A 13,775-nucleotide genomic window follows, 5' to 3' on the forward strand; every position below is an offset into this window, starting at 1 on the left:
CCGTAAATCTGAGGTGATGCATTTTCTGATAATTGTTACATTTAATCCATTGAACCAATTTTATTCCCATTTTCAAACATATCTTCAGCGGTCGTTCCAGATACGCTACCGCCATTATCTTCTACCCAACCAAAACCGGGAACATAAATTTTCCCTTCATGGTTATCTTCTGATTCTGACGATGATGATTGCGTAGGTGCAGTCGTTGATTTGACCTCGCTCTCTTCTGCCTGAACCGCAGTAGTTACTTTTTCTCCGCTTGGTGTTTTAGTCGGATCTTTTTTTGCTTCATTTAAAGGTTCGGCGGGTTTTGTTACCTCTGGCTGAATACTCTGCTCGATACCGCTTGAATCTCCGGTATCCATATTCTGTATCTCCGCTTCTGTGGAAGTAGGCTGAACGCTTACTTCTTGCGTAGTAACCGGAGTTGTCGTTTCCTCTCCCGTGACACTAAGTGTTGAAATGGTCGGAGAATCTGTAGTTGTTATCATTGCAGCGGTAGTTGCCTCTGCTTCAACAAGTGTCTCCTTCTTAAAACGGGAAACAATTGCAATTACCAGTATGATACACAAAACACTGATTCCTATGACAATACACCATTTCTTTTTCCTGTCAGATAGTTTCATTCAAATCTCCCCTTTTTCAGTATAAGTTACGCCTTTTTTCAGTAACACACATTACCACAGATACTCTCACAAGTCTATGATTCATATGTGAAAACTTAAAATAAAGGCATATATTTAGCCTTAACCTTCAAATTTATTGTCATGGGCGGAAGGAACTTCCATCCAAAAGATACCGGAACTTCCAACCGGATTATCGTATCAACCAAAAGACCATTGGAATTGTCAGGAATGGCAGGGGCAAACGGCATGTTATCTAAACTGACAGATAGAGCTGACAATCGGAACTCGGCTGTGCTTCCCGCATATTTCACATGATATCCCTTTTCCTGTCTTAATCCAAGCACTTGATCCAAACGACTGTAAATATCACCATAATCCAGACTTTCCTCAAAATCATCCGCAAACGGCTGATATGCTCCCGAGTAACCTTCCCTTACGCCGTGATATACGTCATCATAGCTGTCATTTACAGTCGAAATCACAGCGGACTGTACTGCATCACGAACACCTTGTGCGACAATCATCAATCGGAGGCCCTCCGAAATAACACACAGAAGTAGTAAAAGGGCAAGTGCTGTTGCAACAGTAAGAGGAAAAGACGAACCTTTCTTACTTTTTAGTATATCACCGACTTTAACAGTTGTCACTTCCAATACACCTCACTTTTACCAGATGACTTAGCTGCCAGAGTAATAGGAAAACTGCCGAAACCTCCGAAAATCCCGATATCTGTCTGCATGGTTAAAGTTACCGTAAACTCTTCATTCAGCTGAATTTTTCCAGTCTGGGACCATGAGATATCCGGTTTAAGACCTGTCTGTTCCGTTAATATCTGTGCTCTACGGGTGGTTTCCGTCCCAACACCTCCTGCTACTTCTGCTTCACGGCAAAGCTCACTTGCATAGATGTCCAGCTTATTTTTGGAGATAAATACCGGCAGAACACTGACCCCGACGGCAATCACCAGCATAACACACAGAACCAGTACTGCCACATCAACATATCCCTCCCCACACTGAGATCGCAGAAGTTTTTGTATAGATGTACCACCTCGTCTAAGTTTTATAACATAGTGTCCTCCATCTCTCCCACTCTCTGAACGTGATACGCCATAGCACATGCTCCCACTACCCTCTTTCTGTCTCTTTTCATCTTTAACCATAAATCCCTCCTAAAACATGCTGCCTAAAGAGTCCATAATCTGTATTGCAATGATGACCAGATAGGTTAGTAGAAAGCACATCAGCATCACAAAGGAATACACACGGATCTTCGGAGGGACTTTCTGTGCCTGACCTTTTAAACGCTGAAGTTCCAGCGCTTTGAAGTCATGAGCCAGCATTTGAAAATATACAGCACTATCGTCTCCCCTTAGGACGCCAATGAGTCCTCTGACTACATCGGATAACATGGGGGAATTAAATCTTGCCTCAAATCGAGTCAGTGCTGCTTCATAGTTGGAGGAACGCATATCGGCCGTCAGCATATCCAGCTCCTGAGCAAAAGCAGAGCTGGCGTTCTTCTTGTATGTTTCCAACATCGCCAGTACATCACGACTGGCTTTTAAGGTCTGCTCTATGGTTGCCACGAACCGCGGCAGTTCTCCTTCAATCTGATCCCTTTTTACCTTCAGCTGTTCGTCCGCCTTTCGGATCTCTTTGAAATATGACAGTACCGCAAGGAACACCACAATAGGGATAAGTAACGGAATCAGGATCAGACAAGGAATAATTCCTGACAGAATAGATCCGGCCTTTGTGATGGCATATGCCTCATATACTTCCGGAGTCACAGAATAGCCTGCCGCTTTTAAAACATTGCTCATACGACTGTGCTTATATTCATCCAATCGAATGTATTTCGACACCTTTACTGCACCGGACATCAACCAGGCTTCCACTGTTCCAGAAGCTCTTTTACTGCTGCTTCCTGCTCCCCGCATAGCTTTTGACGTACTCAAAGTGGGGAGTTTCAAAACATCTGCCAAAAGAAAGAACAGTCCTGCCGCAAGTAAAAATCCAACAAAAAATAGTTGTCCCATATCTCATCACCTCCTGTACTCTACGGGCTTTGTAAGCTTAATCACAAAGGCTGTTGAAATAAAGATTGCTGCTGCACATACCGACAAAACAATTTGTCCAACTGCCGTATGCGTCAAAGTATAGTACCAGTCTCTGTTTAGCAGGTACATAATGGGAATATTGCCGACTACAAGGAGTGCCATCATTATAAATTCTTTTCTTGGTTCGAACACCATATACTCCAGCTCCGCGTTAACGATTCGCATATCGGACAGCTTGCTTACGATAGGAGTCAGAGTCGTTTTTAAGCTCCGGTCATACTGACACGCTGCGATAGCATCACACCACTCATGGAATACTTCATTTTCAATTTGTGAGTTCATGCCATGAAGTGCCTCTACAATATCCGGATTAACCAGTTTTACCTTTGTCAAAAATCCGGCGAACACGCTTTTTACAGGAGGATTTAAGTAAGAGACGCTTTCCTCTACCACAGTAACGATATCTTCATTCCGAAGGTATGCTGAGGTAATAATAGATAAAGCAGTTTCTAACTCATCCGCAATGTTTTTTTTGTAATGGCTGGCGGTCAGCCTTATATACCAGAATGGCAGAAACATCATACCGACAGCCAGAACTGGAATAAGAAATACATTATTCATAAGTATAGCAAGGCTGACACCGGTGGCGAAGCCTAACAGTGAGGCGGCACAGACAAGAGAAAACCATCCGCTCCGTTCTGTAATCTTTAGAATTTCCTGTATCTCTGTAATCTCCCGCCGGAAAAGAGACATCTTTTTCCGCTTGGCCGCCTCGTTGATTTCGGAACGTATGCTCTTATTCTTTCTTGTCAGAAATCCAAACAGGCTATCTGTAAATTCCATGGGAGTTAAGCCTAACAAGAGGAAAAAGCCGGCTATTAACCCGATACAGGAGGCTAAAAGAATTGTGGTCATGCTATGTCACCTCCCAGCCCAAGAATCCGTTTTAAGGTATCCTGCGGCATCCCATTTTCAAGAAAGCGTTTCTGCAGACTTTGAGAGATGCCTTGTATTGCCTGATGGCTTCCACTTATAATAAAGTTTCCGTCCTCTACACGGTTTTCCGTGATTTGAAACTGAAACAGGCTCCGATAGTTTCTTGTGCCATCCGGTAGGATTTCACACTCCATGATTTCCAACATACGCCGTTTTTTATTTTCAAGCTGTTTTGCAAATACCACGATAGGAAAGGCTTCTGTGACCAGATCCATGAGGGTGTTATCCGCCATATCGTATTTCCGCTTGCAAAGGGTAACCATACGGCGCCAGGTGGCTTCACAGGAATTTGAATGAATGGTGGTCAGCACCGTATGCCCGGTCCTGGCAGACTCCTGTGCGGCATAGGCTTCCGGCCCACGCATCTCGCCCACACAGATAATTTCAGGATTAAAGCGCAGGGCCATATCCAGAAGAATATCCTGATCAATGTTCTGTTTTTCATTTTCACTGAACCGGGTCAGAGTATGGATTACACTGTTAGTAACTTTGCCGTTCTTTTTACGGATCAGTGCCAGTTCACGGGAACCGTTTTCAATGGTAAAAATACGTTTATTGTCTGGGATTGTGGTAAGCAGCCAACCGGCCAGTGTAGTTTTACCGGAACTGGTAGCACCAGCAACGCATACGGAAATACCATACCGCAGACATTCCGTAAGAAAATCCAGCATAGGTTCCGTGGCTGTGCCACCCTTGATAAAATCAGCTTTTTGCATACTCTGAGGATTTACAATACGAATGGAAGCGGCTACGCCTACCTCCTCATCTACCACCGGGGATTTTAAAGCCGCAATTCGAATGTTTTTACTTAAATGTCCCAAGATGGCGGGGCTTGCATTATCTAAAACCATACCGGAAACATGAAGCATGCGTCGTACCACATTGACCGCGTGTGCCGGACTTTCAAACTGTTCATCTAGTTTTTTGGTCACTCCGCTGCTATACTGCACCTCGATATCATTCCAGGCATTAACATCGATTTCCTCAATTCCTGCACCAAAAACGTATTTAGTCAGGAAAGAAAACTCTGCCATCTCAGTGTAAAGGGCATCAACCAGCTGGGATTGTGACATTTCGGCAACTGCCAGGCGGTAATCTTGAACATATTTGCTGATATAGCGCTTTACCTGGGACTTGACTTCTTCGCTATCTCCATCGGTGATAAGTGTCGCATACTTGCTGGAAATATAGGACTGTACCTCTTTGAGTACCTGCCGGAACTCTCTTATCGACCCTTCCGCAGAAAAAAACAGTTCCTGATTACCGTCTGTGATTTGATTCAACAGGATATCCGTTTGTACGTGTTCTTTTCTCATACACCGAACACCTCCTTTGCGATTTCTGCTATCTCCTTCCGAAATCCCCGGCTGTCCTTAAGCGAAAGATCGCCAAGGAGGTTCCCATCTAATCCCAGCTTCTCAAGTTCATCAGAATGCGGAAGTTTAAAGGTTACATTGCCAAGCACCTGCTCAATATGCTCGCTTGCCTGATTTGGTTTTATATCTGATGCAACCTTATACTGTTTATCCGCATCCCATTTCTGATCCTTTAGGAGTGGGAGCTGGCTGGACAGATAACTGATGGATTTCAAATCGCAATTTACCAGCCGAAGAACCGAATCAGCCTCCAGAAGAGATACAGCGGAGAGAACATCATAGGCAATGTAACTGCTACAATCGATGATTATATAAGGAGCAATATTCCGAAGACGGTCAATTAATTCCGTTGCCAACTCCGTGGTATAGGGCGGGTAAGTATACATATTTTCCCCCTTCTTCATTCCGATGATGGTCAAATACTCCATTTTTTTGAGGGTAATACAATTTTGACGAATAAGCTCATCTGTAATATGAGTTGCTGCCAAAATACTTCCGAGGGAACGTTCACATTCCAGATCTGTCGGCGGACATATGCATGGTAGCATCGGTGCCGTCATGTCACATAAAAGCAACAACGCATTGCGTTTATGAGCAGCCAGATATTTGGCAAGCCGTACACTGACCGTGGTTTTTCCACTGCCAGGACTGCCCCACACCGCTAACACCTGAACATCTGGATTTAAGTCCTCCTGGGATGGCTTCATCTGATTCCTGAAAAAAAGACTTCCTTTCATAAAATTAATCATTCATTCCCCCACTTTCCAGTTCTACAACAGAATTGGCATATGTGTCCGTTTCAGAGCTGTCATTTGATGATGTATCACCAGAAGAACCATCTTCTGGCACTGTACTGTCTGCCTGAGAGGTACTGTTCTGACTTGGGGAAGGATACAAAGCCTCCAATAGTTTACTTTGAATATCTAAAAACTTATCTGCGTTTTCTTTGCTGCCCCGATATGCAAGAGAAAGATGGATATTTCCCTCCGATTCCAACTCTGCCAGGATTTTCGCCTGATCCGGCGAAGCCAATAGGGTCACAGAAGCAGGTAACTTCTTTTCTTTTTCTGCCAATTGATTGGATTCGGTGTTATTCTGATCTGTATCATAACCGGAGCTTGCAGTTACCCCAATGACCTTGATATAAGTCAGTTCTGGTGGAATCACAGTTGCCCCCTGTTTTTTATAATCTGATGCTATGACACTGACAATATCGCCGGATGCCAGTTTACCAGATAGCCCTTGTGCAAAGTTTTTGATACTGACTGATATAGCCTGTTTGTTTCCATCGAGGTCATATAAGTAATTGTTTTCCTCTGCTGGAACAGCCGTCAGTTTTGAGGCGAGAATATAATCACCAGGTGACAATGCCGTTACGGCGTACTTACCAATGGCAGAATCCATTTGCCGAACCACCTGCTCCGGTAGGTTGTAGCTACCTACTTCTACCGATTGAACCATATCTTTAGTAATCTCCTCTCCGCTTCCAATCTCTTTTACCACCCGGACAATGGTTGCTTTCTGCGATATACTCTGGTTATAGAGAGGTGTAATTCCAAAACAGATAAGTAATGCCAGCATAATACAAATAATACCAAGTACTGTGCGGTTCTTTAAAAAACGCATGAATGTTCCTCCTAACATAAAAAATAAGCTGCAAGACAGCCAATTGAAAGAAAAGGTGCAAGGGGATATGATTTTTTTATATCCTTCCTGTGCCGTTTTAAAATCAGAGTATAGATCATATGGAAAGCCAGCATCAGAATCAGTCCTAAAATCATACCGGTCATGCTCTTTTGAAAGCCCAATACCAGACCCACTGCGGCCGAAAATTTAATATCGCCTCCGAATAAACCACCCAGGAAAAGCGCGAGAAACAGAAACACTGCAGCGGTTAACAGTCCAAACAATTTTTCCGGTGTAAAGTCCAAAAGCCCGGTTAGAGCAATTCCAAGACAAATCACGTCAGGAATGATCTGTTTTTTTGCATCCCATATGGTAGCTGCAACCAGTAAAGCAATAAAAAAGCCGCCCTGCAGCAGATGCGACCAATCACTTACCATAGTTGAACATATCCACAATGCGCTCTTTCAAAGTCGGGAGTACCGTTTCTCCAAATAGGGCATAGAGTCCCGACAACACCAACGCACCAATGACTACAGAAATTAGAATCTTAATAGCAGTATCCACAAAACCTTCTCCACGTTGGGAGCTAAGAAGCTTCCATGCGTTTGAAACAGTCAGAGTATTTTTTGATTTATCAAATAGGAATACCAGCTTACTTTCAATAGTTGCAGAAATACCTGACATTTTGTATCTTACCTTATTTAATTGATTTCTCATGACAATTTCCCTCCAAAATAATTATTTAATAACAGATGATAAAATGTTGAACCTCAAAGCCCTGCCATTTGTATGCCAGTATTCTGTTCTGGCATTTGATCCGAAGTAGGCATCTCGGTTTTCCGCTGGTTTTGTTCATGATTTTGTTTTAGAACAAGATCATAAGCCTGGAAAACTGCCTGATTTAGTTGTTCCCGAAATTCTTCGTAACCGGAAAGCAGATATCCTTGTATTCGCCGCTCCCTGCCTTATAACTTGGCATTGCAATGAACAGCCCCTTAGTACTGTCAACAATTTTTATGTTGCGAATGGCAAAACAGTCATTCAGATTAACGGATTCATAGGCGCGAACATTACCGTCCGGGTGAATAGAGCCGATCTTCACGTCTATTTTCATAGGTGTTGTCTGTGAATCCATTTGAGTTCCTCCTTTTTCTAGAATAAAAAATGCAGCCTTTCAACTGCAATGCTTGTAATTATAAATTCATTTGCGGTTCCTGACCTTGCTCCTGTTGCGGCTCCTGAAAAGAAATTTCTTTGAAACCACAGGTATCACAGTAGTAAAATGCACAGCCATTTTCATCGTACAACTCCAGCACATCGGACATAGAAAGGCTATGTCCCTGGTAGCCGGGTGGGTGGTCGATATTAAATTTCGTATAGAGTGCTTCCAAATCATTAGTCTCCACCTCGCCGTCATACACTACCTGATAGCTGGCAGAGTCCGGCTCCCCAAAGTGGCTTTTAAATGCATCATATCCGATGAATTTCATCATAACGTCTACTTCGGGTGCAAGCTGCCACACGCGGCAGCGCTTGAGCAGTACTACCTTGCCCTCCTGATCAATTGCTCCTGTCGCCAGATGATCAAAGGTTCCATACCTCCATTCTACTTCAAGCCCTCTCTTTTCTGTGAGATAGGATTTTAGTTCATCGATCTGAAACATGGGATCTACAACAGCTTTTTCCCCGGAGAGGTAGCCCGCTGTGTTACCGTAATAGAGAATGCGGTTATTCCTAATTTGGACTGCTTCCATAGAGATCTCCTTTCTAAGTTTTGAGCAAAAGAAAAGAGCGACCATATTGTGACCGCTCAGAATTGAACTATGAGATTATGTAATATCCATTTTCCTTTTCCTTGATTTTTTCCATGAATGACAGTTTCTTTAAATGTCTCGAAAGTGTAGCTCTTGTTACCTGGAGTTTTAAAACCATTTCATGTGCCGAAATTCCTGCATGATTAGTAATAATCTCAATAATTTGTTGATCTAGCTGGCTTAGGGAAATATGACTACTAAATGCATATAAGTTTTGAATAGCTCTTATTCTTTCCTCCTGATCATCATTGTTTTTATATACTTCAAATAATTTAGAGTAGAGTTCCTTTAATTCATTAAAAATTTGCGGAATTACTTTTTGATCATCTGTACTATGAACTAATGCATTTCGATATCTCCGAAGTTCATCAATTTTTTCATATAGCTGTCGATTAATTATTTCATTCATCACTAGAATATCAAGAGCTTGAAATATTTGCATACGTCCATTTCGGTATTTTAAATTTAATGTTCCTTGTAAATCTTTGTCCATTAGTTCTGTTGCAAACTCGAAAATGAGGGATTCTAATTTATTGTAATATGCCACAAATGGCTTAAAATCATCATCCATTAAATTAGAACCATATCCATCCTCTATTTCTTTCTTTTCCTCTTTGCTTATTTTTTCTAGCGCGTTAGGATTTAATAAAGAGCATCCGAAATATAAAAAACAAAGTATACTGAAAAAGCCAAAAATAGAGGCTTGGCTAATCAGTATTGAAAATAGTTTGTCAGACACTTCAGTATACAAGTTTATCGTTAATAGAGATGATAAAATTGTGATTGCGCAGATTACAGATAATACTATTATGTTTTGAAAATATCTGGACCTTAAAGTGTCAACATAATCGGAAGATTGCTTACTTTGATTTCCAATATCTTTTAGCTTCGGGTCTATAATTGCATATGCTGCTAATACTAGACCAAATAAACCTGCAATTACTTGTGCTAATGTTGACATAGCATATAATATCTGATTCTCGTTTAGATATACAACAGGGGTAGAACACAAAGAAATTATTAAATTGGCAATGAGCAAAACAACTACACTCCGTATTTTTATTATTGACTGCATATTTCTCTCCTTGTAATTCTACAAAATAATACTAATTATATCACCACTCTCAACAAAATTCACCACAAATATTTACTATGATCCTTACAACGTACCGAACTCTGTGAGCAGTTCCACGCAGTCCTTTGCGCCCTGCCATTACTCGAAGTAAAACTCAACACTGTAGGTAATATTGCTCTTGTTGTACATGCAATTGTGATTTGTGTAGTAGTAAAACTCCAGCTGACTGTAGATGCCGGGCGAGATGGAACGGCTAAAGGTGATGCCGTTTGTGGTGGTTCCGTAATCCAGCTGGTCCCAATGTCCGGTGAGGATGTTATAGCCTCGGACACGGCCATAGTCATTGCCGGAATGTCCGGATACCGGCGGCACAGTAAAGGTATAGTTGGTGATGGTTGCACCGGAAATACCCTGCTCCAGAATCACTGACTCCGGACCGGTCAGGGTCATACCACCACCGCGGTTTGGGTCAGCTACAAAGAATACTATGGCTGCCCAGGAGGATTCGGCTCCGGTAGAATCTACTGCTTTTACTCGCACCACATTTTTGCCCAGCGGATATGCTGTGCTGGTTTCAGCAGGGCGTCCCTCCCAAATGTAGGTAATGGCATCACCATCTGGGTCTGTGCTGTAAGCAGTAATGGTGACAGGAACACCAGGGGCTATACTGTTTCCGTTTGGTGTACGGGTAATGACTGGAGTGCTGGGTGCAGAATTGGTTACGGTAAAGGTAATATCCGTCCAGTTGGAATACAACCCCCATGCATCTTTGGCACGTACCCTGACAGTATGGGTACCCACAGCATAGTAGCTATCAGCAGTGTTACCTGAGTATTCCAGCGTTACTGCATCGCCATCCGGGTCTGCAGCTGATGCAGTAATGTTTACCAACAGCTTACCGTTCCGAGCAGTTCTATAGACTGAGGCATATCCTACAGGCTTGTTCGGCGCATTATTAGTGACCGCAAAGCTCTGGGAATAGCTGAAGGTTCGGCCCACGCTGTCGGTAGTGCTGGCAGTCAGGACATAGCTTCCTGTGACATTGATAGAAATATTACCTCCGCTGTTAGATAGGTTTCCGGTATAGCTGGCGGTACTGCCTCCTTTTGTTAATGACCACGAAAGGATTCTACCGTCCAGTCCGGTAGCTGACGGCAGGGATACTTGAAAATCGGAACCAATGTGAACGTTAGATGGAACTGTAAAAGGGAAACTGGCAATGGGCTTGATGGTCCCGGTATTGGAAGTAAAGGTGAATTTCCGACTGTTGGAATCAGTTACCTCTGCCACCAGCTTTACAGCTATTGTTTTGTCTGTAGAGATACGCAGATTTCCGCCATCCGCAGAAAGAGAGCCATCAGCATGCTGGGTATAGGGCTTTGCTGCCCCACCATCCACTGAAAGGAGCCATGCTATACTCATATTATCCAGCTCGGAACCTGTGGCATTGACCGCCATAGAATCTCCGCTGTAGGTCAATGCTGGAATACTTATGTTCATATCAGGGATTGGGTATACGGTAAAGCTTTGGGCTCTTTCGTAGGTACGGCCGGCAGGGTCTGTCATTGTCAAAATCAGCTCATACTTCCCCTTTGCAGGGAATGTAATTGTACCGCCCATTCTGGTTAGGGTTCCGGAGGCGTAGATCTCATAAGGCTCCAAGCCTCCTTCGTCCTGAATAATCTTCCAGCTGGCAGTGAGATTCTCCAGGTCCGTACCGCTGACGGTGACTGTTCCGGCTTCACCTGTATACCAGACGAGAGGTACATTTAGCGTTATCGTAGGAACTGGATAGACTGTAGTACTGGCACTGTAGGAAAATATCCGCCCCAATGCGTCCGTCATAGAAGCTGTCAGGGTATAAGTTCCCACTTCTTTAAAACAGATTTTCCCGCCATAGGCATTCAGGCTGCCCTCCATCGCATTGGTAAGTTCCGCAGGATTTCCCTCCTTTGTGAGCGTCCATTCTACCGGCAGTGTGTTATTGTTACCGCGGGTGCGCAGGTCAATCGTTTGGTCGGTGTGAGTCGCTTCCGGAAGTTCGAAGGAAAGAGACAGTACCGGAAGTACTTCAATTTTTCCTCCAGTTTCATACAGGAATACACGCCCGGTTTCATCGGTGATTCTTGCAATGATCTCATAAACTCCGGCGTGCTTAAAGCGTATCGTGCCGCCGCTATTTGTCAGCTTACCATCAAGATAAGTCGCAAGATTCTGGAATCCAAAGCTATTCTCTAACAGCCATTCCACAGTTAAGCCATCCAAATCCATGGTTTTGGGAATCACAGAAACGGGGGTATCCGTATGGGCTGTTTCCGGCAGCTGGTAGGTAATACCTGGAACCGGATAAACCTTAATGGGTGAGGTATAGCTGTAGCTGCGTCCGGCAGGGTCTGTAAAGGCGGCTTTTAAAACATAATCTCCCTTTTTCTTAAAGCGGACGGTACTGTTTTTATCGGTCAGTGTTCCTTCAATATAATCAGAAAGAGTGATATCTTCACCGTTTCGGGTCAGTGACCACTGGATTTCAGAAGTCCCAAGATTCTGGAATGCAGCTTCTATCTGAACACTTTTGTCCGTGTGCGTAATCTCTGGCAGGTAAAAACCTACAGAGCCTACCGGGTAAATAATAATGGTTTGCGAAGCATCAAAGACTCTGCCGGTTTCATCAGTTAGCGTTCCGGTGATCCGATACACGCCCTTGTCCTTAAATCGAATCTTTCCACCCGCATTGGTCAGGGAACCTTCCAGCTCGTCTTTGATTTCAGCCGATCCGCCGTTTTTCATTAAGCTCCAGACCACAGGTAATCCATCTGCATTCGTTCGTGCTGCAGTAACTTCCAAGGCGGTATCGGTGTGAGACGCTTCTGGAATCGTGAATGCAATCTCCACGACGGGATAGACTCTTGTTCTTTCCGTATGGATAAAGATGCGCCCGGTTTTATCCATGATCGTGGCAGTAAGGGTGTATGTGCCCTTGCTTTTAAAGACAAAGCTTCCTCCCTCATTAGAGAGAGTACCGTCCAGAATATCGGCTGGCTGAACCGCTTCTCCGTCCTTTTCTGCTGTCCACACAATGTCATATCCATAGAGTGCTTCCAAAGAATAGTCCAGCGTAACAGATTTGTCTGTATGAGTCGTTTCAGGGAGGGCAAAGGTCAGGTCAATCGTCGGATAAATGGTTACTGTTTTAGCGAGCAGAGTTTCTTTTCCTCTGACATTTTTTGCAGCTGCAGTCAGGGTGTATTTCCCTGGCTCCCTAAACTGGAGCGTTCCTCCCTCCAGACCGAGAGTGCCGATACCTGCAAGCTCCATTGGCTGTTCGGAGCCATCCGCAGCAGTTTTCGTCAATGACCAGGAAAAGCTCTCCATGTATTTCCATACCGGCATGATTTTAATTTCAGTATCGGTATGAGCGGTGACGGGAAACTCAAAGCGCACCTGCGTATCTGGATAGGAATAGGAGCCACCGCTGGAATCACCGTGGTCATCCGAATCCCGGCCGGGTTTTGGTGTAGGTGTAGGCTTCTCTGGCTTAGGCGTAGGCTCCGCCGGCATTGGCTCCACGGGAACAGGCGTACTGAGCTCTGAGGTTGGTTTGGGTATTTCTGAGGTTGGAATAGGCAGCGGTTTTGTCTTATCAATCATTTTCTCTGCTTCTCCCTTGGTGATTGGTTTATTCGGCTTCAATTTGCCGCCATCTTCATCTCCAATAATATCATCCTCCCTGCCGATGATGACGTAGCCCTTGTCACTATATTTGATATCCTTGTCATCGTCATATTCACTGTGGCCTTTGGTATTCTTGGCTTCCTCATCCCTTCCGCTTATACGCACCAGCATCTTGATAATCTCAGCTCGGGTAATGGGTTCATCTGGTTTAAAGCCGTCCGGATAATCAGCAGGATCAATAATCCCCACATTAATGAGTGCCTCAATATACTTCTCCGACCAGTGACCGCGGGTATCCGGGAGACTGGCTGTATCCTTTTTTGCATCCGCCGTATCCAGCGGAATGTCCCGTACTAAAATTGCGGCAAATTCACCGCGGGTAATGATTTCATCCTTCGGTATAAACAATTCCGGACGCTCCTGGGTATAAATAAAAAAAACGCCGCCAAGCAGCAGGAATAGAAGGAGGATGGCAAGCACGCCGACCCTCTTCTTTTTTTTACCTGTCATGAGAGTACCTTCCTTTCA

14 protein-coding genes are annotated in these 13,775 nt (G+C 44.0%); all 14 read right to left on the minus strand.

Going from position 1 to position 13,775, the window contains the following annotated elements:
- Window positions 1-41: 41 nt before the first annotated feature.
- On the minus strand, window positions 42-626 hold the full coding sequence (locus BET01_RS08960) for a DUF6550 family protein (RefSeq protein ID WP_120196463.1): 585 nt from the start codon (window positions 624-626) through the stop codon (window positions 42-44).
- Window positions 627-721: 95 nt separating this feature from the next.
- On the minus strand, window positions 722-1,150 hold the full coding sequence (locus tag BET01_RS08965) for a hypothetical protein (RefSeq protein WP_334295068.1): 429 nt from the start codon (window positions 1,148-1,150) through the stop codon (window positions 722-724).
- A 119-nt stretch (window positions 1,151-1,269) separates the two neighbouring features.
- Window positions 1,270-1,665: a DUF4320 family protein gene (locus BET01_RS08970; protein ID WP_120196501.1), complete on the minus strand. Its 396-nt coding sequence runs from the start codon at window positions 1,663-1,665 to the stop codon at window positions 1,270-1,272.
- 132 nt (window positions 1,666-1,797) lie between these two features.
- Window positions 1,798-2,667, minus strand: coding sequence for a secretion protein F (locus tag BET01_RS08975; RefSeq protein WP_120196465.1), 870 nt, complete (start codon window positions 2,665-2,667; stop codon window positions 1,798-1,800).
- A gap of 6 nt (window positions 2,668-2,673) precedes the next feature.
- Window positions 2,674-3,603, minus strand: coding sequence for a type II secretion system F family protein (locus BET01_RS08980; RefSeq protein ID WP_120196466.1), 930 nt, complete (start codon window positions 3,601-3,603; stop codon window positions 2,674-2,676).
- Entirely contained in the window at window positions 3,600-5,000 is a 1,401-nt protein-coding gene (locus tag BET01_RS08985) for a type II/IV secretion system ATPase subunit (RefSeq protein ID WP_120196467.1), read from the minus strand. Before BET01_RS08985 ends, BET01_RS08980 begins: the two co-directional genes overlap by 4 nt.
- Window positions 4,997-5,809 (minus strand): AAA family ATPase, encoded by an 813-nt coding sequence (locus BET01_RS08990; protein ID WP_120196468.1) that lies wholly within the window; start codon window positions 5,807-5,809, stop codon window positions 4,997-4,999. Before BET01_RS08990 ends, BET01_RS08985 begins: the two co-directional genes overlap by 4 nt.
- A complete protein-coding gene (gene cpaB, locus BET01_RS08995; RefSeq protein WP_120196469.1) occupies window positions 5,802-6,686 on the minus strand; it encodes a Flp pilus assembly protein CpaB in 885 nt (294 codons plus the stop codon). The genes BET01_RS08990 and cpaB overlap by 8 nt, the downstream gene beginning before the upstream one ends.
- Window positions 6,687-6,697: 11 nt before the next feature.
- Complete coding sequence (locus tag BET01_RS09000) at window positions 6,698-7,123, minus strand: prepilin peptidase (RefSeq protein WP_120196470.1); 426 nt, start codon at window positions 7,121-7,123, stop codon at window positions 6,698-6,700.
- Window positions 7,113-7,403: a DUF6133 family protein gene (locus BET01_RS09005; protein ID WP_120196471.1), complete on the minus strand. Its 291-nt coding sequence runs from the start codon at window positions 7,401-7,403 to the stop codon at window positions 7,113-7,115. The genes BET01_RS09000 and BET01_RS09005 overlap by 11 nt, the downstream gene beginning before the upstream one ends.
- 184 nt (window positions 7,404-7,587) lie before the next feature.
- On the minus strand, window positions 7,588-7,821 hold the full coding sequence (locus BET01_RS22305; RefSeq protein WP_330512644.1) for a SpoVG family protein: 234 nt from the start codon (window positions 7,819-7,821) through the stop codon (window positions 7,588-7,590).
- A gap of 58 nt (window positions 7,822-7,879) precedes the next feature.
- A complete protein-coding gene (locus BET01_RS09015; RefSeq protein WP_120196472.1) occupies window positions 7,880-8,440 on the minus strand; it encodes a YodL domain-containing protein in 561 nt (186 codons plus the stop codon).
- 67 nt (window positions 8,441-8,507) lie between these two features.
- A complete protein-coding gene (locus tag BET01_RS09020; protein ID WP_120196473.1) occupies window positions 8,508-9,575 on the minus strand; it encodes a hypothetical protein in 1,068 nt (355 codons plus the stop codon).
- A 138-nt stretch (window positions 9,576-9,713) separates the two neighbouring features.
- Window positions 9,714-13,757, minus strand: coding sequence for an S-layer homology domain-containing protein (locus BET01_RS09025; RefSeq protein WP_120196474.1), 4,044 nt, complete (start codon window positions 13,755-13,757; stop codon window positions 9,714-9,716).
- Between the last annotated feature and the right edge of the window lie 18 nt (window positions 13,758-13,775).

The organism is Lacrimispora algidixylanolytica (assembly GCF_003609635.1).
GTDB classification, from domain to species: domain Bacteria; phylum Bacillota; class Clostridia; order Lachnospirales; family Lachnospiraceae; genus Lacrimispora; species Lacrimispora algidixylanolytica.